Annotated in this window: 14 protein-coding genes; 4 read left to right on the forward strand and 10 right to left on the reverse strand. The window is 45.2% G+C overall.

The window, feature by feature from the left end:
* Nucleotides 1-361 precede the first annotated feature (361 nt).
* A complete protein-coding gene (locus C942_RS02870; protein ID WP_007462212.1) occupies nucleotides 362-1,717 on the forward strand; it encodes an MFS transporter in 1,356 nt (451 codons plus the stop codon).
* A 199-nt stretch (nucleotides 1,718-1,916) separates the two neighbouring features.
* On the opposite strand, the gene C942_RS02875 is transcribed toward C942_RS02870, so the two are convergent.
* The 9 genes from C942_RS02875 to queE form a co-directional block, all read right to left on the reverse strand.
* On the reverse strand, nucleotides 1,917-3,158 hold the full coding sequence (locus C942_RS02875) for a leucine-rich repeat-containing protein kinase family protein (protein WP_007462214.1): 1,242 nt from the start codon (nucleotides 3,156-3,158) through the stop codon (nucleotides 1,917-1,919).
* A gap of 318 nt (nucleotides 3,159-3,476) precedes the next feature.
* Nucleotides 3,477-5,894: a TonB-dependent receptor gene (locus C942_RS02880; RefSeq protein ID WP_007462215.1), complete on the reverse strand. Its 2,418-nt coding sequence runs from the start codon at nucleotides 5,892-5,894 to the stop codon at nucleotides 3,477-3,479.
* A gap of 282 nt (nucleotides 5,895-6,176) precedes the next feature.
* The gene (locus tag C942_RS24970) at nucleotides 6,177-6,455 is read right to left on the reverse strand and encodes a hypothetical protein (RefSeq protein WP_157372535.1); all 279 of its coding nucleotides are present in this window, start codon (nucleotides 6,453-6,455) and stop codon (nucleotides 6,177-6,179) included.
* 290 nt (nucleotides 6,456-6,745) lie between these two features.
* A complete protein-coding gene (locus C942_RS24540) occupies nucleotides 6,746-6,964 on the reverse strand; it encodes a VF530 family protein (RefSeq protein WP_007462221.1) in 219 nt (72 codons plus the stop codon).
* A gap of 230 nt (nucleotides 6,965-7,194) precedes the next feature.
* Nucleotides 7,195-7,773 (reverse strand): hypothetical protein, encoded by a 579-nt coding sequence (locus C942_RS02885; protein WP_007462223.1) that lies wholly within the window; start codon nucleotides 7,771-7,773, stop codon nucleotides 7,195-7,197.
* A 370-nt stretch (nucleotides 7,774-8,143) separates the two neighbouring features.
* The gene (gene asnS, locus C942_RS02890; protein ID WP_007462225.1) at nucleotides 8,144-9,544 is read right to left on the reverse strand and encodes an asparagine--tRNA ligase; all 1,401 of its coding nucleotides are present in this window, start codon (nucleotides 9,542-9,544) and stop codon (nucleotides 8,144-8,146) included.
* Nucleotides 9,545-9,633: 89 nt separating this feature from the next.
* Complete coding sequence (locus tag C942_RS02895; RefSeq protein WP_007462228.1) at nucleotides 9,634-11,247, reverse strand: methyl-accepting chemotaxis protein; 1,614 nt, start codon at nucleotides 11,245-11,247, stop codon at nucleotides 9,634-9,636.
* A 304-nt stretch (nucleotides 11,248-11,551) separates the two neighbouring features.
* The gene (locus C942_RS02900) at nucleotides 11,552-14,383 is read right to left on the reverse strand and encodes a hypothetical protein (RefSeq protein ID WP_007462232.1); all 2,832 of its coding nucleotides are present in this window, start codon (nucleotides 14,381-14,383) and stop codon (nucleotides 11,552-11,554) included.
* Between the two features lie 271 nt (nucleotides 14,384-14,654).
* Nucleotides 14,655-15,323, reverse strand: a complete 669-nt coding sequence (gene queE / locus C942_RS02905) for a 7-carboxy-7-deazaguanine synthase QueE (protein ID WP_007462235.1) — start codon at nucleotides 15,321-15,323, stop codon at nucleotides 14,655-14,657.
* Nucleotides 15,324-15,769: 446 nt separating this feature from the next.
* Between queE and mlc the strand changes: the two genes are divergently transcribed.
* From mlc to C942_RS02920, 3 genes are all read left to right on the forward strand, one after another.
* The gene (gene mlc, locus C942_RS02910) at nucleotides 15,770-16,984 is read left to right on the forward strand and encodes a sugar metabolism global transcriptional regulator Mlc (protein ID WP_007462237.1); all 1,215 of its coding nucleotides are present in this window, start codon (nucleotides 15,770-15,772) and stop codon (nucleotides 16,982-16,984) included.
* 240 nt (nucleotides 16,985-17,224) lie between these two features.
* On the forward strand, nucleotides 17,225-17,509 hold the full coding sequence (locus C942_RS02915; protein WP_007462239.1) for a hypothetical protein: 285 nt from the start codon (nucleotides 17,225-17,227) through the stop codon (nucleotides 17,507-17,509).
* 274 nt (nucleotides 17,510-17,783) lie between these two features.
* Entirely contained in the window at nucleotides 17,784-19,298 is a 1,515-nt protein-coding gene (locus C942_RS02920) for an AGE family epimerase/isomerase (protein WP_408633475.1), read from the forward strand.
* A gap of 140 nt (nucleotides 19,299-19,438) precedes the next feature.
* Here C942_RS02920 and C942_RS02925 read toward each other — a convergent pair whose 3' ends face one another.
* Entirely contained in the window at nucleotides 19,439-20,122 is a 684-nt protein-coding gene (locus C942_RS02925; RefSeq protein ID WP_007462243.1) for a GntR family transcriptional regulator, read from the reverse strand.
* Nucleotides 20,123-20,614 lie beyond the last annotated feature (492 nt).

Consider the following 20,614-nt stretch of genomic DNA (forward strand, 5'->3'; position numbering starts at 1 on the left):
GACAAAAAGTTACCCAACTAGGCGGTATAACCAGCTTTTAGGCTTTGATTTTGTTTGAATTTCAGTCAAAGAGGTAAATTTACTAGATTTATTGGCTTATCAATTAATTGATGTGAAACTGATCACGGATGGTAGGGGTGGCCTTCACATAGGATTACAACCCGAAGGAATTTGGTCAAATATGATGAAAACGGTCTGTTTTTGACCCTTAAGGACATAAAAATCCTGCTTTAGCGGTCTCCGTGCGTTAAACATGCCAAATCATAATTATTTCTCTATCCATCATATTTGACCGAGGTTGGAAACTGGCTGCGGCAGAATAAAAATAACAGCTGTCGTGGTGATTATCGGGGAATTCTCAATGGAAAAGCCACGTCTGACGTTTTGGCAAATATGGAATATGAGCTTCGGCTTTATGGGTATTCAGTTTGGTTTCGGCCTGCAGAATGCCAATGTGAGTCGGATTTTTGAAACACTCGGTGCAAGTATCGATCAAATCCCTATCTTATGGATCGCTGCGCCGCTTACCGGTTTATTGGTACAGCCAATTATCGGCTACTTCAGTGACCGCACCTGGACTGTTCTGGGTCGTCGTCGTCCTTACTTTTTATTCGGTGCTATTGCATCATCCCTGGCATTAATCATCATGCCGTTCTCCCCATATCTTTGGGTGGCTGCAGGGATGCTGTGGATCCTTGATGCCTCGATTAACATCTCTATGGAACCTTTCCGTGCCTTGGTTGCAGATAACCTGCCTTCCGAGCAGCGTACACAAGGTTTTGCTGTTCAGACATTTTTCATCGGTGTTGGCTCTGTTGTTGCTTCAGCCATGCCTTACCTGCTAAGCAATGTGTTTGAAGTAGCGAATACCGCGCCTGCCGGTGAAGTTCCATCATCTGTGAAAATCTCGTTCATCTGTGGTGCTATCGTATTTATCGGTTCTATTGTGTGGACAGTGCTACGCACCAAAGAATACAGCCCACAGGAGTTGGCTAAATTTCATAACGAACAATTTAAGCCGGAAGAACAAAAAGCTGATTTACGTGAAATCTTCACTGACATTAAAGCGATGCCAAAAACCATGGTACAGCTGGCTGTAGTCCAGTTCTTCTCGTGGTTTGCTCTTTTCGCAATGTGGATTTACACCACATCAGCAGTAACCACGTACATCTTTGGTACATCAGATACCAGCTCTGCACTTTATAACGAAGGTGCTGATTGGGTTGGCTTATGCTTTGCCGCGTATAACGGTATTTCGGCCTTGGCTGCATTTGCGCTTCCATGGCTGGCGCAGCGCACCAGCCGTAAATTTGTGCATAGTCTGAGCTTGGTTATAGGTGGTGCTAGCCTTGCTTCGATTGCCCTTATCGATAACCCGGCAATGCTAATGCTGAATATGGTCGGCATTGGCCTTGCGTGGGCGAGTATCCTGTGTATGCCTTACGCTATTCTGGCTGGCGCTCTGCCTGTGAAGAAAATGGGCTTCTACATGGGGGTATTTAACTTCTTCATCGTTCTGCCTCAGATCCTGGCTGCAGGCATTCTTGGCTTCTTCACTCGCTGGGCATTTGAAGGGAATACTATGATGGCAATCGTACTGGGCGGTGTTTCTATGATTTTCGCCGGTATGATGGTTTGTACCGTACGTGATGAAGATGAACCAAATAAAGTTGACCAGGACGATACACACAGTGCAGCAAAAACCGCAACTGTTTAACGTCTGAATAAGTTCATCCCCCTAAGAGCCGCCCAACATACCGGGCGGCTTTTTTTGTTGTCAGTTAATAGATTGAATGTGTTTGCTTTAAGTGTATTGCATGGGTGAGCCGTAGAAATATTACCTGTAATTTGTGGTTCTAGATTTATAAGCAAAACAACAGGTATAGGGGGGAGCTATACCTGTTATTTTCATGATTTTAATGAGCGATTTGTTGCTTTAGGTGGTTATATTTTTCGCTCTGTTGATCTTTTTCAGCGCAAACGCTTAATAGATCATCTATGAAATGATCAAGTGCTCTTTGCTCAATTTGCTTGATTCGGGTTTGCTGCTCTTCTGTCAGCATGTGATACATTGTTGAAGCACCAAAATCCCCAAAGATGATATTGGCTTTTTCATCAAACAGAGTGTTGTGCGCGTATAAGTCACCGTGACACACTTGATTTGAGTGTATATGCTCAAACACCCGCTTCATTTGTACAATGATTTTTTCTATCTGTTCAATGGACAGCGTAAAGCCCTCAGGGAAGGTATCGCGGGTGCAACTATTAAAACACGGTGGTAGGCCTAAGTTTTTATAGTGAGAGGGAATCAAGTTCATAATTAAAGCTGAATACCTTTCTTCATTCACTTGCGCTAATGACTGTACCAGGTTTGGGTGATTACCGACCTTCAGACAAGCCCGCAATTCATCTTCCGGATAACCATCGCTGGTTACTTCACCTTTAAACACTTTAACGGCAATATCACTAGGAAAAGCAGTTTGCTCTGTATTCCAGCTGGCTTTTGAAATAACTCCAGAGGCACCTTGCCCCAGAACATTTTGTAAAGAGAAACTGGATGATGGGACTTCAGGGACAGAGTTAATATTAATATCTGACTGGCTGAATGGATTACCAGAAAAAGATAGCCAGGCCAGCTTAGGTAAGCCAAGTAATTGATCCGGGCATTCAGTTAGCTGGTTGGCAGAAATACGCACTAACTCAAGGTTGGTAGATTGAGATAAAGTTTGCGGTAGATGTGTCAGGCAATTGCCCGCTAAAGCCAACTTTTGCAAGCGAGGTCGCTCGCCTAATGTGTCAGGTAAAGTTTCAATGCGGTTATCTGTCAGAATTAGCCAGCGTAATTTTGGTGGTAATGAGTTTTTTGGTACGTACTTGATTTGATTAGACTTAAATCCCACCATTTCAAGGTTTTGGCATTGTCCAAGTACTTCAGGTAGCGTCTCAAAACAGTTGTTTGAGGCGAAAATGATTTTAAGCTTTTTGAGTTGGGTCAGCTCTTGTGGCAATGACGATAATGAATTGTTGGTTAAATCAAGAATCTCTAGGCTATCGGCCAGTTGCAAAATCTCTAATGGAAATGATGTTAAGCTTTCAGATAGTTTTAAGTGCTTGATGCCGGTTAATTGACCTGATTTTAGCTGAGAAACTGTATGCAAAATGGTGAACCCGTGGTGAGAGTAAAAAACGGCGGATAGTCTACTAGAAAAGTGAGTAGTAAGGGTAGGGGGGCGTGAGGCTGGAATCTTGCTTGATCTTGTTGGGAGCTTTGTTAGTGCTTTTTAATTGGCTGATGTACAGAATACTGATTCTATTTTCCAGTTTCCTATACTGTTTGTGGTTTGTTCGTTCCTGCTTGGGAGGAGAAGGTTTTAAAGGCACTATATTGATTACTATCTTGATTAACTTGATCAAAAAATCTGGCGACAGGTTAGCCCTACCGCCAGATTAGTTTTTAACTACGGTTTTCTGCGTGGTTATAGCTTGTAGTTGAAGTTAAGCGTGGCGTTACGCTCTTCTCCAGGCATACCGCCTGCGAACATTGCCTTGCTGTAGTACCTTTCGTCAAACAGGTTATTGATGTTCAGATGAATCTGCCAGTTATCCTGGCCATAGCTCAGGCCGGTATCAACAACGGTATAACTAGGTAGATAAGCATCCGGAATACCGAATGGCTTGGCTGCAATGCTGCGTTCGCTAACATATTGGCCGCCAAGGCTGATATTCAGCGGGTTTTGTAGTGGGAACCAGTCTGCGCCATATGTTATCCAGGCTCCGGCTGTAATGCGCGGAATGCCTTTCTTACGAGTATCATAGCTTGTACTGTTGGGATTAGTTTTATCTCTCGCTTCCTGATAAAGGGCGTTTAGATTCAGTTTCCACTTCTCTCCGATAAAGGCATTCATGTCCAGTTCGACACCTTGTGTTTTTTCCTCACCGTCGTAGAAATACTTCTCAATTTCCGGCCCTGATACTCCTTCCTCATAGTCTGGGTTGCTGTATCTCAGGTTGGTTTTTCGGGTATCGAAAAGAACGAGAGATGTCAGCATTTGATCGTCAAAGGCTTTATACCGCATGCCCAAATCGTAGCTGATGGATTCAGAGTCTTTTCTGTCATCGTCATTGCCTTTAATAGACCCGGTGACGCTATATGCTGTTCGGCCTTTAGCATAGTTGATAAAGAACGACAGATCATCAATTGGCATATAGCTTAGGCCAAGGTTATAGGTGATACCGTTATCTTTAGTGTCAGCCTCTGGTGTCGGTTCGGCGGCACTCTTACGATAGCGCGGGTCAACGCCGAAATGCTGGTAAGTTTGGGAAACTTCGTTAAAGGCTACACCAACGCGGGAGGTAAAGCCGTAACCCAGATACCCGACATGCTGAACGCCAACGCCCCATGCCTGGACACCTTTTTCATAGTTTGAAGTAACCAGAGGATCGTAGTCTTCAAAGTTGCCAGAGCCCCAGTTAGGGTTATTGATGTCATAAATATAGGGCAGGTTGCCCTGGTAGATTACTTTGCCGGAAGCTTTGTCTTTGATGACTTTATCTGCGTCATAACTAGATGATTGTTTGAAGCGAATGCTGCGGTCTTCATAGTTGGCGTTAAGCAGCAATTCGTTACTGATGTTACCAAGGTCAAAGTGGTAATGTAGATCGGCGAAGTACTGCCATGATTTTTCATGCGCTGCGACTTTACGGTATTCCTGACGTCGAGCCGCAAATGGGTAGAGCACGTCATTTTCAACCAGTGGTGCTCGTGGAGCCTTGTTTTGTTTGTAGTAAACATAGTTATAAGCACCGGTCTGACGGACAAAACCGGACTCATAATCACGGTATTGAATCTGCTGGTTCAGGAACAGGTCACTGGTTAAGTCAATATTATGGCTGATCTTGATTCTTAGCTCTTCACCTTCATTGGCTTTCGCCATAGGGGATACCAGGCTGGCATTACCGATGTTGTGCGGTGTAAGGCCGTTGCTGTTACTCATGCTGTCAATCAGTTGTTGACGCTGGGCCGGAGTTAGGTTTGCTGTGCCTGGCATAAGATCTGCTGCAGTTACTTCACCGGCCGGTTTTCCGCTGGCCGAAGCAGCATTGTAGATACGAACCGGATCGCCGATTGAGTCCACCTTGATGGCATCTTTGATGTAGGCGGTGGATAGCAGAATATTCTGATCTTCTGTTAGCTGGTATTTCAGAGAGCCATAGATTTCATCTCTGTCCTGACCAACATTACGATAACCCTCGCTGCGGGCGGCTTTTGCCACCAATCGGTAGGCAAGGTCATCGGTCAGACCAGCGGTTGTATCCACCGCTACCGAGCGGGTGTTCCATTGGCCAACTTCAACATCAACAGAATGGCTTGGGGCAAACTGAGGTTTTTTCTCAATTAGGTTGATGATGCCGCCAGCGCTGCCCATACCATACAGTCCCGTCGCCGGGCCTTTCAGAACTTCAACGGATTCGACATTAGTGAGGGAGCGGGTTGGGTTGAATACGTTTCCTAATCCTGCGCCACCGTACATACCATCGTAAGTGTAATTAACGTCTAGTCCCCGGATAGCCAGATTGTCGCCGATACCATAGTTATTACCGGCTTGAGTGATGCCGCTGATGTTACGCAGGATATCCTGCAGATCATCAGCTCCCTGTTCTTTAATTAGCTCCGAGCTGACAATTACAACAGGTGCGGGTGTTTGCATCAGGGACATATCAGATTTGGTGGCAAGACCTGAATCTAATATCAGCTGATGTTGTGTGCCTACTACAGTGATCGTATCTATGTCACTGTTTGTTTGAGTGTGTCCGTCGGTCTCAGCAAATGAATGAAAAGGTGAAAGTGCAGATGCACAGGCAACTGCAATAAGTGAAAGCTTGTAATTATTCATAGCGTTTTGTTATCCACATCTAATCGCAAAATAACGCGATTGCTAATAATTATCATTTCTGTGAATAATTGAACTGAATTTACAATCTTTACCTTCTGACTGACGTTTGCTACTTATTGATTGGTGAGCTTATCTGAATTGTTTGAGAGGGTATGTTTACCAGCTCTGTTGGTGTTTAATTGCTTTTAAATTCACCAAAATTGAAGTTAAAGCCATCAATATTGACGGCTTTGTCGTGGATAATTCAAACCTGAAAGGCTTGTATGTGGTACAACTTTCTGTTTAACAGATACTGCTGGCTGATAGTAGCTCGCCAATACAACGGCAGTTATTCGGCTGGAGGTTGTCTAATTGGCAGATTTGATTATGTGTCGCATTTTCCGCAATGTTCCAGTTTAGTTTGAGCCAGTGAATTCCTTTTGTAGCTAGCGCATCGATATAAGCTAATGAAAAAGCTTCCAGAGATTTCTGGGGCAATTCGGTTATCTTAACTTCTTTAGCGCTAATTTTTGGTTCAGGTAAGGAGGAGAACCGTTGCTGTTTCTTCGCTTGCCGGTTCAATTATTTCAATTTCTTCTGATCAGTTGCGGAAGATATTACTAGAGTGTCAGGAGCATAATCATGTGCTGAAAGATGACATAGAGTTCCTGTTTGCTTTTGTTTGCTCTGCCTTGCATGGTTATTGCAGACGAGTAATACAAAGAGTTTGTTGGGGCTCCAATGCAAATCTGTACAGTAGCGGCCAGACAGTCTTTGTTATCTGGTGTTGGGAAAGTACGAGTGGCGAAAGGCCGCTACTCAAAGCTGTTGATGCGATTAACAGCCTGTAGGGTGTTTACCGCATTGTGGCGTTAAATAAAGAAGGTATCGAGATAGAGTTGTTCAACTTCTTTTCTTGCCCATTCAGTACGTCGCAGGAACTTCAGGCTAGATTTGATACTTGGCTCGTTGTTGAAGCAGCGGACATTGACGATGCGTCCAAGCTCTTCCCAGCTATAGTGGTCGACGAGCTCTTCAAGTAACCTTTGCAGGGTAATGCCGTGAAGTGGATTGTTGGGTTGATGGTTCATGTAGCCTGCTTTTTTGTGCGATCTGGGGGGGAGCACTATACCAGCTTGAATTGTGCGATTAAATCATCGTTTGCAATTATCTCTGTTAGAATAACGCAGAACTCAGCGCATTCATCAGACAGCCGAACAACAAGCATTACCGTGAGTGTAAAGGTCAGATCCTGCGTGACAAACAAAGGCTAACCAAGGGTAGCCTTTGTTATAGGCGGAATAGTCTGCCTTGCTATAAGCTAGCTGGCTTGTTCAGTTAGAGTGATCTCTCCTTCATGCTGACTCAACAGCATTTTTTGGATGTTGAAACCGCAAAGCATGAGGATAAGACACCAATTTAAGAAAGGAAGCGTTCCTTTTTCTAGGCTTTCAGAGAGTTGAGCTGGTTTCCACTGAAAGGTGTCACAAAGACTTTCGACCGTTATGCCGGTAAAGGTGTTGTCGCCAATAATACGCTTAAATTCTTTTTCGCTAGGCATTTCAAAAACACTTTTATTTTTAAATGCTGTTGGCTTGAATGCGCGCATTACTTTCCTGGCATCGACATCAATAGGCTGACCATTATTTTGAATGTTCGGGCGGCCAGCGAGGGCAGCGAGAAAACACCAGCAAGGGTAGGGAATATCAGAAATATTCTCAGGTTCACGTTTATAGCGTGACATCCAATCAGAGAGTTTTTTCTCTTGTAGGCCAGTTAAACGGGCGAGGGTTGCTGAATCATAATCATACTCTTTTAGCAGGTTGATAATTTCAGCGACTTCTGCAACGAAGGGTTTGGCCCATAGGCTTGCTGGCGCGAGGGTAGTTTCTCTGATCATAATAGACTCATATGGTTTAGCGTTACTGCTTACCGAAATAAGCGGATAGGCATAAGCTTATTCTAACCCTGCAACCAAGTCTATTTACGAGAGTCTTCCCGTCCTATATTTCACCTAACTTGCTGGTATATCGGTTAGTCAGGTATGGGAAGGGACTGCGTCAGTGGTTCTTTGCCGTCTCCTTACTTTGTGTGGTAAACCAAAATAACAGGGGATGTAGGAGAGAGCCAAACCGAATTATGAAACTCTTGGTTTTGAGCAAGGCTGATAACAAACAGGACGAGCGCAAGGCTCGTCCTGTGAGAAAGGATACCGTTTATCGAAATAAGCTTATCGAAATAGATTACCTTTTATCTAGCTGACTTCTGTCTTAGAAGTTAGCAGAACGTGGTGCACGTGGGAATGGAATCACATCACGGATGTTTGCCATACCTGTTACGTAAGTTACCAGACGTTCGAAGCCCAGACCGAAGCCTGAGTGTGGAACTGTGCCGTAGCGGCGCAGGTCGCGGTACCAGCTCATGTGTTCAGGATCGATGCCCATCTCTACCATGCGCTTGTCCAGTAGTTCCAGACGCTCTTCACGCTGAGAACCACCGATGATTTCACCGATGCCAGGTGCCAGTACGTCCATAGCCGCAACAGTCTTGCCGTCTTCGTTCATGCGCATGTAGAACGCTTTGATGTCTTTCGGGTAGTTCTTAACAACTACCGGAGCTTTAAAGTGTTCTTCAGCAAGGTAACGCTCATGCTCAGAAGACATATCGATACCCCACTCAACAGGGAATTCGAAGTCACGGCCAGAATCTTTCAGGATCTGGATTGCGTCAGTGTAGTCAACCTGTGCGAAGTCAGAAGAAACAAACTGCTCCAGACGAGTGATCGCATCTTTGTTGATACGCTGAGCGAAGAACTCAAGGTCATCGCGGCGCTCTTCAAGAACTGCTTTGAATACATACTTCAGCATGTCTTCAGCCAGCTTAGCTACGTCATCCAGTTCAGCAAATGCAACTTCTGGTTCAACCATCCAGAATTCTGCCAGGTGGCGGCTGGTGTTTGAGTTTTCTGCACGGAAAGTAGGGCCGAATGTGTAAACTTTGCTTAGGGCACAAGCGTAAGCTTCAGCGTTCAGCTGACCAGATACCGTCAGGAAGGTTTCTTTACCGAAGAAGTCTTTATCGAAATCAACTTCACCAGCGTCAGTCATTGGGGTGTTCACCATATCCAGAGTAGATACACGGAACATCTCACCGGCACCTTCACAGTCAGAAGCTGTGATCAGCGGAGCAGATACCCAGAAGTAACCCTGCTCGTGGTAGAAGCGGTGGATTGCCTGAGAAAGGCAGTTACGTACACGTGCTACCGCACCGATTACGTTGGTGCGAGGACGCAGGTGAGCAACTTCACGAAGGTACTCGATAGAGTGACGGGTTTTTGCCATTGGGTATGTTTCAGCATCTTCAACCCAACCAACAACTTTAACGTCAGTTGCTGCCAGTTCGAAATCCTGGCCTTTTGCTGGTGATTCAACGATTTTGCCGGTGACCTCAACAGAGCAACCAGTTGTCAGTTTAAGAACTTCTTCCTGGTAATTATTTAACTCATTAGGGACCACGGCCTGAATCGGGTCGAAACAAGAGCCGTCATAAATGGCAAGGAAAGAGATTCCAGCTTTGGAATCGCGACGTGAACGGACCCAACCGCGTACAGTGACTTCAGTGTCTACTGCAAGCTTACCGCTCAATACGTCTGTTACAGGCGCGTAAGTCATGTTTAAATCATTCTCCGTTAAGGCACTTTATAGATCTGTGCTTTAAGATACAGTCCAAAACAGCAATATTACCTGTCTTACGTCAAGCATCAAGTGTTGTTATTGCCTGAAAGGGTAAATTGATGAAGTAATCGCTCTAATTGCTCCACTAACTGCTCAAGATTTACACTAATCTCACGAGATTGTAGCGCATGGGTGGAAGTATCGTCGGCATGACTGGTAATGATTTCGACTTTTGACCGAATAGAGTCGGCCATATTTGCCTGATTACTGGTTTGTTGCTGGATATCGGTAGCATGAGTATTAACTACTTGAATTTCTGAACCGATTTCTGCTAATGCCTTAGAAAGCTGTTCAATAGTAGCCATTTTGCTGTAAGCCGTTTCGCAGGTTGTTTCTACCGCGTGTGCGGATGCTTCACAGTCATTATGCAGTGCTTCGATAATCGACCGGATATCACCGGTAGCCTGATGGGTTCGGGTTGCCAGGTTTCTGACTTCGTCAGCAACGACCGCAAAGCCACGTCCTTGTTCTCCGGCTCGGGCAGCCTCAATCGCGGCATTGAGTGCCAGAAGGTTGGTTTGCTCGGCAATAGAACGGATGACATCGAGAATGCTGGCGACTTGCTGGCTTTGATCGTTAAGATTGTCGATTTGTACTTTTACATTTTCAATGTCACTGACTAAGAATTTGATGTCATTGCCTGCGTCATCAGCCAGTTTAGTTCCGAGCATGGCTGACTGTGCGGCCTTATTGCTGAGTGTGGAAGCTTCGGTTGTGCGGTGTTCGACTTCATGCTGATGGTGTTGCATGTCGTCAATTGAAACCAACATTTCCGAGGTTTCACTTTTCTGGCTGTCTGCTGCATTAGACGTATCCGCCGAAACTTTTATCAGCTTGTTGGCCTGTCTGGTGAGAGATTCAGACGTTTGCTGTACCTGCTCTAAGCTCGAGGAGAAATTATCCAGCAGCTGATCATAACTCTGGCACAGCTCGCCGATCTCATCGGTACGACTTTCATTGAGTCGTCCGCTCAGATCCTTGTTGATGCTGGTGCGTTTCATGTAGTTTGACACCCGGCGCAGCGGACGGACGATAATCCGGCGGATCATGAACAGGGCGAACAGGAAGCCGGTAGCCGCAATGGCTGACATAATACCGCCGGCTGCGATCAGCTGCTCATGAATGCGCTGGTAGATCGGGATCAGGTTGTATTCCATTCTGACGACACCCAATACTTCACCTTCCGGTACTATGTGGCATTGCAGGCAGTTAGTACCGCGATAGTCTTTACTGGCTTTCATCGGCAGGGCGACAAGCAGGGTATTTCCGTTATGTATGGTTTCTGAAATCTGTTCGCCTTTAAGGGCGCGGCGGTCAAATTCATCGACAGCAGCCTGATTACCAAGCCCCGGGCCGAAAATGTTGGTGATAGCCGGACTACGGATAACACGAACACTTTCTATGCCGTTATGAGAGAGAACTTTTTCCCTCAGGGTTTCACGCTGGGACATGGTGCCAGTCAGCATCATCATGTTCAGGCTGTCGAAGTAGTTTCCTGCTTTATCGAGTGTCTGCTCGCTAATCACTGATTCAAGCAGTTGTTTTTGCTGTCGGGATTCAAAGCTCAGCGAAGCGATAAGTACGACGGTGAATACCGTAAATAAGGTGAAGAGGAGCTTATTAGCGATAGTCAGACGCATCTTCCGTGATCTCTTGTGTAGGGCTTGATTTGTTGGCGACAAATAAAGTTCAGAGTCTTGTTCTGATTTTTGTCGCGATCGTTATTTTATGTATTACTAATATTGTAATGTCGGCAATTGTTAAAAAATAGTGTTGATGCAGACGTTGTGAGTTGAAACTTGCTGGTTGGATCACAAAGCTGTTAGTTTGTCGAAAGTGCCGAATTTTCTGGTCTGGAAAGGAAAAAGCCCGACATGCGGGCTTTTCTTTTAAGTTATCAACTGGTTAATAATGTTTGCTTTGAATTTATCGGATTTTCAGTTCTTACTCGCCTTGCTGATTAAGAAATGCACATGTTTGGCCGTCGTTTAAGATTGTGCCGGCAGGCGGGCCTTGTGGTGCAGGTTCACCTTCTGCTGGCTGTTCCTCTTCTGTTGGTGGCTCAGAATTTGCCGGTGGTTCGATTGGCACAACATTTGGTACACTTGAAGCATCAATCAATGTCACGATGTCACTCCAGATTTCCCCTTCATCACCGGTAAATTGTAAGGTTTCATCCGTTGTCCAGCGGGTCTGGTGATTGAATGCCTTGATGGCAAAACCCAAGCCGTCAGTGTCTGTCATAGTGATTCGTTCATTCATAGAACCGTCAGCGGCTTCATAATACAGACTACCGTCTTCTTCTAATTTCCACAGAATATCGAAGTTAAATCCGCAGCCATCTGAGTCGACGTATTTGCCGAGGAAAAACTCGCCGGAGAAGTTATCACTCAGCTTCAGGAATCGAGAGCTGTCACCAAAGAAGTGAAGGGCTTTGTCATCGCTTAGTTCGCCGCTCTGGCCAATCAATAGCTTTTCTGTAAAGCGTGGTGTGCGTTGTTCCCAGATCACTTTACATGTGGCTGCTTGCTGCTCGTATTCAGTCAGCGTACGTTTGGTGATCGGGCTGGTTGTTGTCTGATCCCACCCTGAATCAAGAATTTGACAAGCTGCGAGCTGATCCGGGGCATATTCTTTGGTAAGAATCGTGAAGATCAGATCGCCGGAGGTATTGCTGTTTTCTTCCCGGGATGAGTAGGTTTTAACCGCAAGGATGTTACGGCTGTAGTCGACGCTGGTCAGTGACCAATAGTCAAAATCATTTGGCTTTGAGGTATCCGGGATGAGTTTAAGGTAACCCTCTTTGGTTAGAGCCCAGCTGCGGCTTCCGGTAACAGCGCGGCCGTTTTTGTATTGTTCCCAGCTATTGTTGCTGCGCAGAATCATCGCCGATATATCTCCGTCTTCTGATATTTGTACCAGATGCTGGTCAATAAGTGCATTAATAGACTGATTAGTGAATCGCTCATCACCACCACATTCGGTTACAGCGTTCAGGAACAGGCTTTCGTTAGCCTGTGCTGTGTTGCCGAAATTACAAACGCCGAATGGAGGCAGGTTATCCCTGCTGGCGACAGTAAAAATTTGGTTCTTGGCACCGTTATTGAAACCGGAGTAGTGGAACTCACTGTTATCCAGTAGGGTTTCGCCAATGTTGATGAAACCGCGATCGACAACAAGAAACAGGTTGCTCTGATCGAAATCGTAATTAACAGCCAGCTGTTTGATCACATCCGGGACATCAAAGCGGAAGATGGATTTTCCGGCAAATTGAGTCGGCGCCCAGGAACTGACTTCCATTACAGACCAGTTGTCTGCGGCGATATTAACCCAGTAACGTAAGGTGAGTTGGTTATCGTTAATCATTTCAACAATAACGTTGTCGGCAATTTTGAAGCCGTTGACATCCTGTATGGTAAACGCAACGTCACTTGCAGCTGTCAGCACATCTTCAAGAGCTGTATAACTTGCTTCGGGAGAGTTGACCGGTGATACCTGGCAGGCGGTACTACCGTTTCGGTTATCACACAGCAGATATGTTTCATTCTCTGGTCGCCAGGTAAAGTAGAAACCGAATGCTCCATCCTGAAAAAATTCATCTGGTTTGATATAGCGCGTGATGTAATGATCCTCCTTACTGGAGAGAAAATTGTGCATACGTTTGTTTACCAGAGGATAGAAATTGGCTTCCAGTGTTACGCCCATGTTGTCATTAGCACTAAGGGCTGCATCAGCCATAACCACTGATGCATTGGTTGCAAGTTCAACTTTCAGGTAATCAAACAGGCCGACCCAATCGTTGTTAGTCAGTACCTGTCGTTTTACGTCATCGGTGCCGAAAGCGGTTGTGCCACTCAAGTAAGTGAAAAACTCTGTCAGGGAGATATCGTCAGTGCCGTTTTTATTCCAGCGGTATTCAGTTTTTTTCGTTTCTTGGCCGTCATATTCCATTTTGTCAGCCATGATGCCGCTGCCGTCATTGTTGTTGTTTGAACTTAGTCGCCAGTAGCCTTCGTTGAGGATGGACAAAATGTCAGCTCGCGCTGCTGCTTGCTCTGTGACAAAACGTTCCATCCGTCCTTTCGTCATGCTCTGAACAATCGATAGTGAAATCAGCTCACTTAGGCGAACATTTTCAAGCCCGAGCTTGGGAATGAGGGTTGCTTCAAAATCATCAGCGATATTATTGATATCCTGAAGAGCGGAGAAAACTTTACCTCGTGATGCTTCTGCAATTACCTCTTCAAAGCTGCCCCAGCTTTCATCCAACTGAACTCGCTGAGTTAAGGCGTAATAAGCTAAGGTAGACTTCAGGCTAACAGTCAGTCTTTCGTCTGCGAGTGGAGTCAGATAAACGTCCGTCGGCAGTGATTCGCCGATAGTGAATTCAGGTGTATCAAAGAGATCAATAAGCAGAACAGCATTTAGCCGGATGTTGGTTTGGGCTTTCAGAACGTAAGTGCCATCCCCCTGACTTTCCCAACTGGTGATATTAATTTGCTCCAGTATTTTCCCTTTATCGTCTAGCCAGACTGCAGCAAAGTTATCTTCTGTGAGGTTGGCCTGAGCCAGAGCGAAAGCTTTACTGATAACGCCGGGGACGACGCGTTGAGATGTAAGAAGTGCTTCCGGTGTATCAACTGTGATTCGAAATTCATTTTCGACCGGAGCGGCTTCACCTTGAGGGGCTGGAGGGGCTTCGTCGCTGCCACCACCACATGCTGTAAGAAATAAGCCACTGATTAACAGCAGGTAATATCCTATATAAACGCGCATAACCAAGATCCCAAACATTATTCTGTTTTCGGTCAGTATAGGGGGACGGGGAATTGGCTGTGTTAAAGCAGGAGCGTTGTCTCGGACATAGTTCAGGGATCCAAGATTTAAGAAAATTTTGTCAATCACGCATTATTTTGAGGGAAGATTTGTACCAGGGGGGGAGTATGCGAGATGCGAGGAGTGGAAGTGAGTCGTGAGCGAAAGAGATGACACTGCGGCCGATTAGATATAGGGTGGCCGCAGTTGTGATTGAAGCATCAAGCGTGTATTAAGCAATTGCCAGGTATTTGTGAGTCTGGATAGACAGGCGCCAGTTGCGTTTTACACAGGTTTCAATGCACAGTTCTGTCGCCCTTGGTTTCTGGCTGATTGGTTGTAGCGCAATGCTCACATCAGATTTTAGATTAACGCCTTCCAGCAGGTTATCCAGTTGTTCGATATCTTTGCCAGTGCCGACCGGATGTTTGATTTCATCGGCACGTTCAAGAGCAACAGGCAGTACTTCCAATTTAGCCTTCATGTTGATTTTTGGTGACACCGTCACCCAAGTGTCAGTAGTTGCTTTGATTTCAGATGTGCCACTGGTTTCGATCTGGCAGCGGAAACCGGCTTCTTCAAGTGCTTCGGTAAGCGGAACAAGATCATAAATACATGGTTCACCACCCGTGATCACAACATGCTTCGCGGTATAACCCTGATCTTTAAGAAGCTGAACAATGCCTTGTGCATCCAGCTTGGTCCATAGCGGTGAATCTGCTTTTTTCGCCATAATTTCTTCCAGCGAAGTAAAGTCCTGTGGTTCTGCCGTCCAGGTTTGTTTGGTATCACACCATGCGCAACCAACAGGGCAAACCTGCAAACGGACAAAAATGGCTGGAACACCGGTAAAGACACCTTCACCCTGGATGGTTTCAAAGACTTCGTTAATTTTGTACACCGCTAACCTCGTGGCGAATTAAACATCATTTTGCGATAACTCATCTGCAAAATTGCAGCAGGCCATTATGTCAAAACTATCAGCGATTGTCTTCTGCTCTGTAGGCCTACACGGCTCCTTAGGGACCCCTTTTGGTGGGTTTGCCCTCAATTAGATAAAATTGAAAGAATCGGGACATTGCCTGTAATGATGGAATTAGTAGAAAGTTACTGATTGTGGCAACATTTTGTCATCAGATAGGCGCAATATTTAAATTTTGCTCATAAAAAAATCATGGGCTGATTGGGGTGTAAACGTTGTTTTCTGCACAAAAAGTATGTTCTTCGTTCCATTACTCGTGATGAGTATCACGTCCTTGATACAATTGGCTTCACAATTACTTCGCAAAGTAAAAAAATTCATTTCGGATCTATTATTAATTCACTAAGTTTCTCGGGAGTAATGGCATGTACGTCGCTCAGCCAGGTCACATTGATCACATAAAAAGAAATAATGCCGGCAGCGTCTATAAACTGATTGATCAGTATGGCCCGATCTCCCGCATTGAGCTTTCAAAGCGTAGCCTGCTGGCACCTGCCAGTATTACCAAAATTACCCGTGAGTTAATTGATGCGCATTTAATAAAGGAAATGCCGTATCAGGAATCGACTAGTCGCGGTCGTCCGGCTATCGGTTTAGTTCCGGCAAATGAAGGTTGGCAGTTCCTGTCTGCCCGATTGGGACGGGGCTACCTGACGATTGCATTGCACGAGCTTGGTGGCGATATTTTGGTTGAAGAACGTCAGGATGTGAATGTCTTCAATCAGGATGAAGTGCTGGATAAGCTTTTGACTGAAATTGATGCTTTCTTTGTCCGGCATGTCGATGAGCTTGACCGTATCACTGCTATTGCTGTTTCTCTGCCGGGGTTGATCAATACTGAGAGTGGTGTTGTGATTCAGATGCCGCATTATGATGTTCATAACATGGAGTTAGGTCCGGCAATTCATCAGGCGACAGGTTTACCTGTTTTTATCGGTAATGACACCCGTTCATGGGCATTGGCTGAGAAGTTATTCGGTAACTCGCGAGATGTTGCAAACTCGATCCTTATTTCGATTCATCATGGTGTCGGTGCCGGTATTATTCTCGACAATGTGGTACTGCAGGGGCGTGTTGGTAATATCGGTGAGTTAGGTCATATTCAGATTAAGCCTTACGGCAAGCGTTGTTACTGTGGTAATCACGGCTGTCTGGAAACGGTTGCCAGCCTTAATGCTGTGATGGAGCAGGTAGAGCAGCGCCTGCGTGAAGGTCATCCTTCAGTGCTGCACGGCAAAGTGGTAACCATTGAGAAGATCTGTGATGCCGCCGTTGAAGGCGACACGCTGGCAAGACAGGTTATTGTCGAGTTGGGCCATAATCTTGGTCAGGCCATAGCGATTATGGTTAACCTGTTTAATCCGGAAAAGATTTTGATTGGCGGTGAGTTTAACCGTGCTCAAAGTGTTCTTTATCCGGCTATTATGGAATGTATCCGTACCCAGTCGCTGCCCGTTTATAATAAAGACTTGGTGATTGAACAAAGCAGTTTTTATACTCAGGCCACCATGCCAGGAGCGGCATTGGTTAAGCAGGCAATGTATAACGGTCATTTGCTGATGAAGCTGATCGAGGGTTAGGCTCTGCTCCGTGCAATGTAGCGAAAATTGTACGTATCAAAGGTTCTATGAAGCCGGACATTAGGTCTGGCTTTTTTGTGCCTGTATATCATGGTTTTTTTATAGTGCTTTGAAACTAAAGCGATTTTATTTGAAGCCTGCCAGAATTTATCTGTTTCTTTGTATAGCGAATATATTTTAAAGGGTATGTTCATTGAGTTGCACTTGCTAAAAAGTTACTTCAAACAGACTGGAGTGTTTATGAAATATCAGTTTTTTATTAAGCCGAACACTGATCGTAAGGCGTATACATTTCTTCGCTCTGATTCAGAAACGTTTTTGAAGGAAAAACAGCAGTTAATTGATCAGGGTTTTGAGGTTGATGGAGATTATATTCACGCAGAAAGTGACAAGGAAGCAATCGATAAGTTCTTGTCAGGCTTTATTTACTCATTAGAAGAATATAACGCAGCTAACCCTGTTACTGCTCTTGTTATGTCTGTTACTCATCTTTTGAAGTCATCATTCAAGCGAAATAAAAAGTAACGAAGAAGAATGAGTATGGCCATAACTGGTGGTTACTTAAAATTACTGTGAACGATAAACAAGTAAAAATAGCCGGAATGCGTAGTTCAGCTGGGCAGGAGATGTTTATTTTGTCTGCTTTTGGTATTGAAGGTGCCAAATATCAGCCACAAGCATGATTGAGATAAGCCGTGATATCCAGAACAGTATGTGCAAACGTAAATCATTATATTTAGTCAATATTTTTAATGAGTTATCAAAAAGGTTGGCTATGAATGTGAATTATCCTAAGCAGATGCTGGCGCTGGGACTGAGCTTGTGGATTGGGGGATCTGCAACGGTAATGGCACAGCAGGTAACAGGCGTACAGGTTTCTGTTGAGCAGCCATCTGCGGCTTATCCTTTACCAACAGGAGAAAGATGGCTGGAGCATGCCAGCCAGGGCCTGGCTCCTTACTGGATGATGGATACCGCTAAGGGGGCACCGATCGGGAATTTCCCGACGTTTCGTTGTGATGACGGTTCACTGCCGGATGTAAAACAGCCGTGTCGAGAGCTGGATCAGGGCTGGATCCGCAGTAATTTTGATCGTGATTATACCCGGATGAAATCACGGCAGGTTTATGCCTACGGGGTGCTTTACCATATGACAGGTGATCCCGAAGCGCTGAAACTGGCTAAGGCCGGGGTAGATTATTTGTTGTCAGAGCTGAGAGACCGCGAGCACGGCGGGATGATCAGCTTCCGTCAGGATGGTAAAGCCGGCCTGAAATGGCAGCAACGCACTTCTCAGGATCAGGCATATGCTATTGTCGGTCTGGCTTTCTATTACTACCTCACCCGCGATCCTGACGTTGAAAAGGCGTTGATTGAGCAGCAGGCGTTTATTTTCGATAAGTATCGCGACAAGGCGACCAACCAGTTGTTATGGGTGATAGAAGATGGTGATGAGCAATACCGTACGCAGCAGGAACTGGTTGCCCAGTTGGATCAGATTAATGCGTATCTGTTACTTGTAACACCGTTGCTCCCAGAACCTTACCAGAAGAAATGGCGAGACGATCTTACCTGGCTGACTCGCGAAATGGTGCAGCAATTCCATTCAAAAGATGAACAGCGCTTCTTTGGTGCTATTCACCATCCGGCGGTAAAAATGCCGGATGCCCGCCACAATGACTACGGACATACGATTAAAGCTTACTGGATGACTTACCTGGTCGGCCGTTATCTCAATCAGCCAGATTGGGCAAAGCTGGGTAAAGAAGGGATGAATATTACCCTTGAGCGGGCGGCTTACGGGATTCAGAACGATCAGGCTAAATCATTATTGTCAGAAGGCCTGTATAGCCAATGGAAAGACTTGCAGGAAATTCCAACTTGGCGCAGTGGTAAGTACAGCTGGTATATATCTTCATGGCAGTGGGCGGAACTGGATCAGGCCGCATATACACTGAACATGCTTAAGCCGGGTACGAAAAACAAACAGCTTTATTACACGCTGAATCAGTATTTCGATGTTTGGGTTGATCATCAGTATGGCGGGGTAGGGATGAACCCTAAATCAACCAAGCAGTTCCAGTGGGGCAATGGTTATCACCAGTTTGAGCATGCTCTGGTTGGCTATTTAGGCTCGCAGGCGGCTTACAATAAAGAGGCGCGTTTGTACTATGCTTTGCCTTTCGACTATAACGGTAAGTTGCAGCCATATTATTTCTACGGTGAACGAACAAAAATCGAAGAAGGCAAACAGTTAGAAGGTTTTGGCGGGTTGCACAAAGTGGCCGTGAACTACCAGAATATTCGTCCTTAATCGTCTCTGGTGAATGTTTCTCGTATACCGAGAAGAACATTGAGGCAAAAATGATAACCGGCTATTTCCTCAGTCTTTCGGGAAATAGCCGGTTTTGTATTTATCTCAATCGTTTAGTCAAAGGAAATGATTGGCTTCATTCAGTCTTTGTTTTCCAGCAGCTTTTCAAGAATGTGGTAAAGGCGCTCGGTATGCTGGATTAGCAACTGGTGGGCTAGCTCAACATCACGGTCAAGGACTGCTTTCATTATGGCTTCGTGCTCACCATCATCATGATATTGCTGTTCGGAAGTAAAAGCCTCATTGAGCAGAAACTGACGATAACGTTCCTGTTGATCATAAATGTAGTACATCAGATCCGAGGTAAATTCGGTGCCCGGTGTGCGGATCAGTGACAGGTGAAATTCTTTGTGGCGAAGCTCCCACTCGTCGTAGTCAAAATCAGGTGAGGATGGATCCAGTCGACTCAGTTTATGGTAAGCAGTAAGAATTGATAACTCCCATTCTTCACCGCCATGTTCAATGGCATTCTTCAGGGCTACGCCACTGATTGCCCGGCGGATCTTGAGGATTTCACGCAGTTCATTCAACGACACATCCGCAACCCAAAAGCCTTTTTGCGGCTTCATCACTACGTATTTTTGCCAGCTGAGCTGAACCATAGCTTCGCGTAATGGTGATCCACCGACCTGATATTTTTCCTTGAGTTCATTGAGAACCAGTTTCTGTCCGGCTTCAAACTCACCACATAAAATATCGTGGCGGATCTGGTGTTGTACCCGATCACTCAAGGTCGCAAATTTATCTTTGCTGATGTCACTCATTGCGTTGTTCCTTTGCTCCATCACTTCCGTCACCGGGACTCAGCAGGTCATGACGCTGCGGATATGTTGGTTTGTTTCTATTTAATAATATATTTCAACCAGATAACTATCATATTGCAGGCTTTTGATGTCAATAAGGTCAGTCGCATTATCAATCAGCGCCTGATCGCATTTTTCTAAGCCAGTGAGTATCTGGTCGATTAATCTGCAAAATAAGTGATCAGGTACACAGTTCAATCATTCTTAGCCCTTTCAATAGCGAATATTATTTTTGTTGCATATCTAAATATCGATTATTGCTATAAAATCGATTTTTGTTCAATGGGGTAAAAAATATCGATTTTATAGTGCTTTGAGTTAATAAAAGCCATGAGTTTATCGGTCATGATCATTGTTATTGCTGCTTGCTTATTTGTGACAGCAGACATTTCCCAATACACATTAAAAACGATCAGATCATGTCACTTTCGGATGTTCGCCGTTAGTACGGTG

Origin of the sequence: Photobacterium marinum (assembly GCF_000331515.1) — a bacterium.
Lineage (GTDB): Bacteria > Pseudomonadota > Gammaproteobacteria > Enterobacterales > Vibrionaceae > Photobacterium > Photobacterium marinum.

What these genes read in the sequence shown, in the direction of transcription:
- C942_RS02870 (WP_007462212.1), top strand. Translation starts at nt 362, where the DNA reads ATGGAAAAGCCACGTCTGACGTTTTGGCAAATATGGAATATGAGCTTC.
- C942_RS02880 (WP_007462215.1), bottom strand. Translation starts at nt 5,894, where the DNA reads ATGAATAATTACAAGCTTTCACTTATTGCAGTTGCCTGTGCATCTGCA.
- C942_RS24540 (WP_007462221.1), bottom strand. Translation starts at nt 6,964, where the DNA reads ATGAACCATCAACCCAACAATCCACTTCACGGCATTACCCTGCAAAGG.
- C942_RS02885 (WP_007462223.1), bottom strand. Translation starts at nt 7,773, where the DNA reads ATGATCAGAGAAACTACCCTCGCGCCAGCAAGCCTATGGGCCAAACCC.
- asnS (WP_007462225.1), bottom strand. Translation starts at nt 9,544, where the DNA reads ATGACTTACGCGCCTGTAACAGACGTATTGAGCGGTAAGCTTGCAGTA.
- C942_RS02895 (WP_007462228.1), bottom strand. Translation starts at nt 11,247, where the DNA reads ATGCGTCTGACTATCGCTAATAAGCTCCTCTTCACCTTATTTACGGTA.
- C942_RS02900 (WP_007462232.1), bottom strand. Translation starts at nt 14,383, where the DNA reads ATGCGCGTTTATATAGGATATTACCTGCTGTTAATCAGTGGCTTATTT.
- mlc (WP_007462237.1), top strand. Translation starts at nt 15,770, where the DNA reads ATGTACGTCGCTCAGCCAGGTCACATTGATCACATAAAAAGAAATAAT.
- C942_RS02915 (WP_007462239.1), top strand. Translation starts at nt 17,225, where the DNA reads ATGAAATATCAGTTTTTTATTAAGCCGAACACTGATCGTAAGGCGTAT.
- C942_RS02920 (WP_408633475.1), top strand. Translation starts at nt 17,784, where the DNA reads ATGCTGGCGCTGGGACTGAGCTTGTGGATTGGGGGATCTGCAACGGTA.
- C942_RS02925 (WP_007462243.1), bottom strand. Translation starts at nt 20,122, where the DNA reads ATGAGTGACATCAGCAAAGATAAATTTGCGACCTTGAGTGATCGGGTA.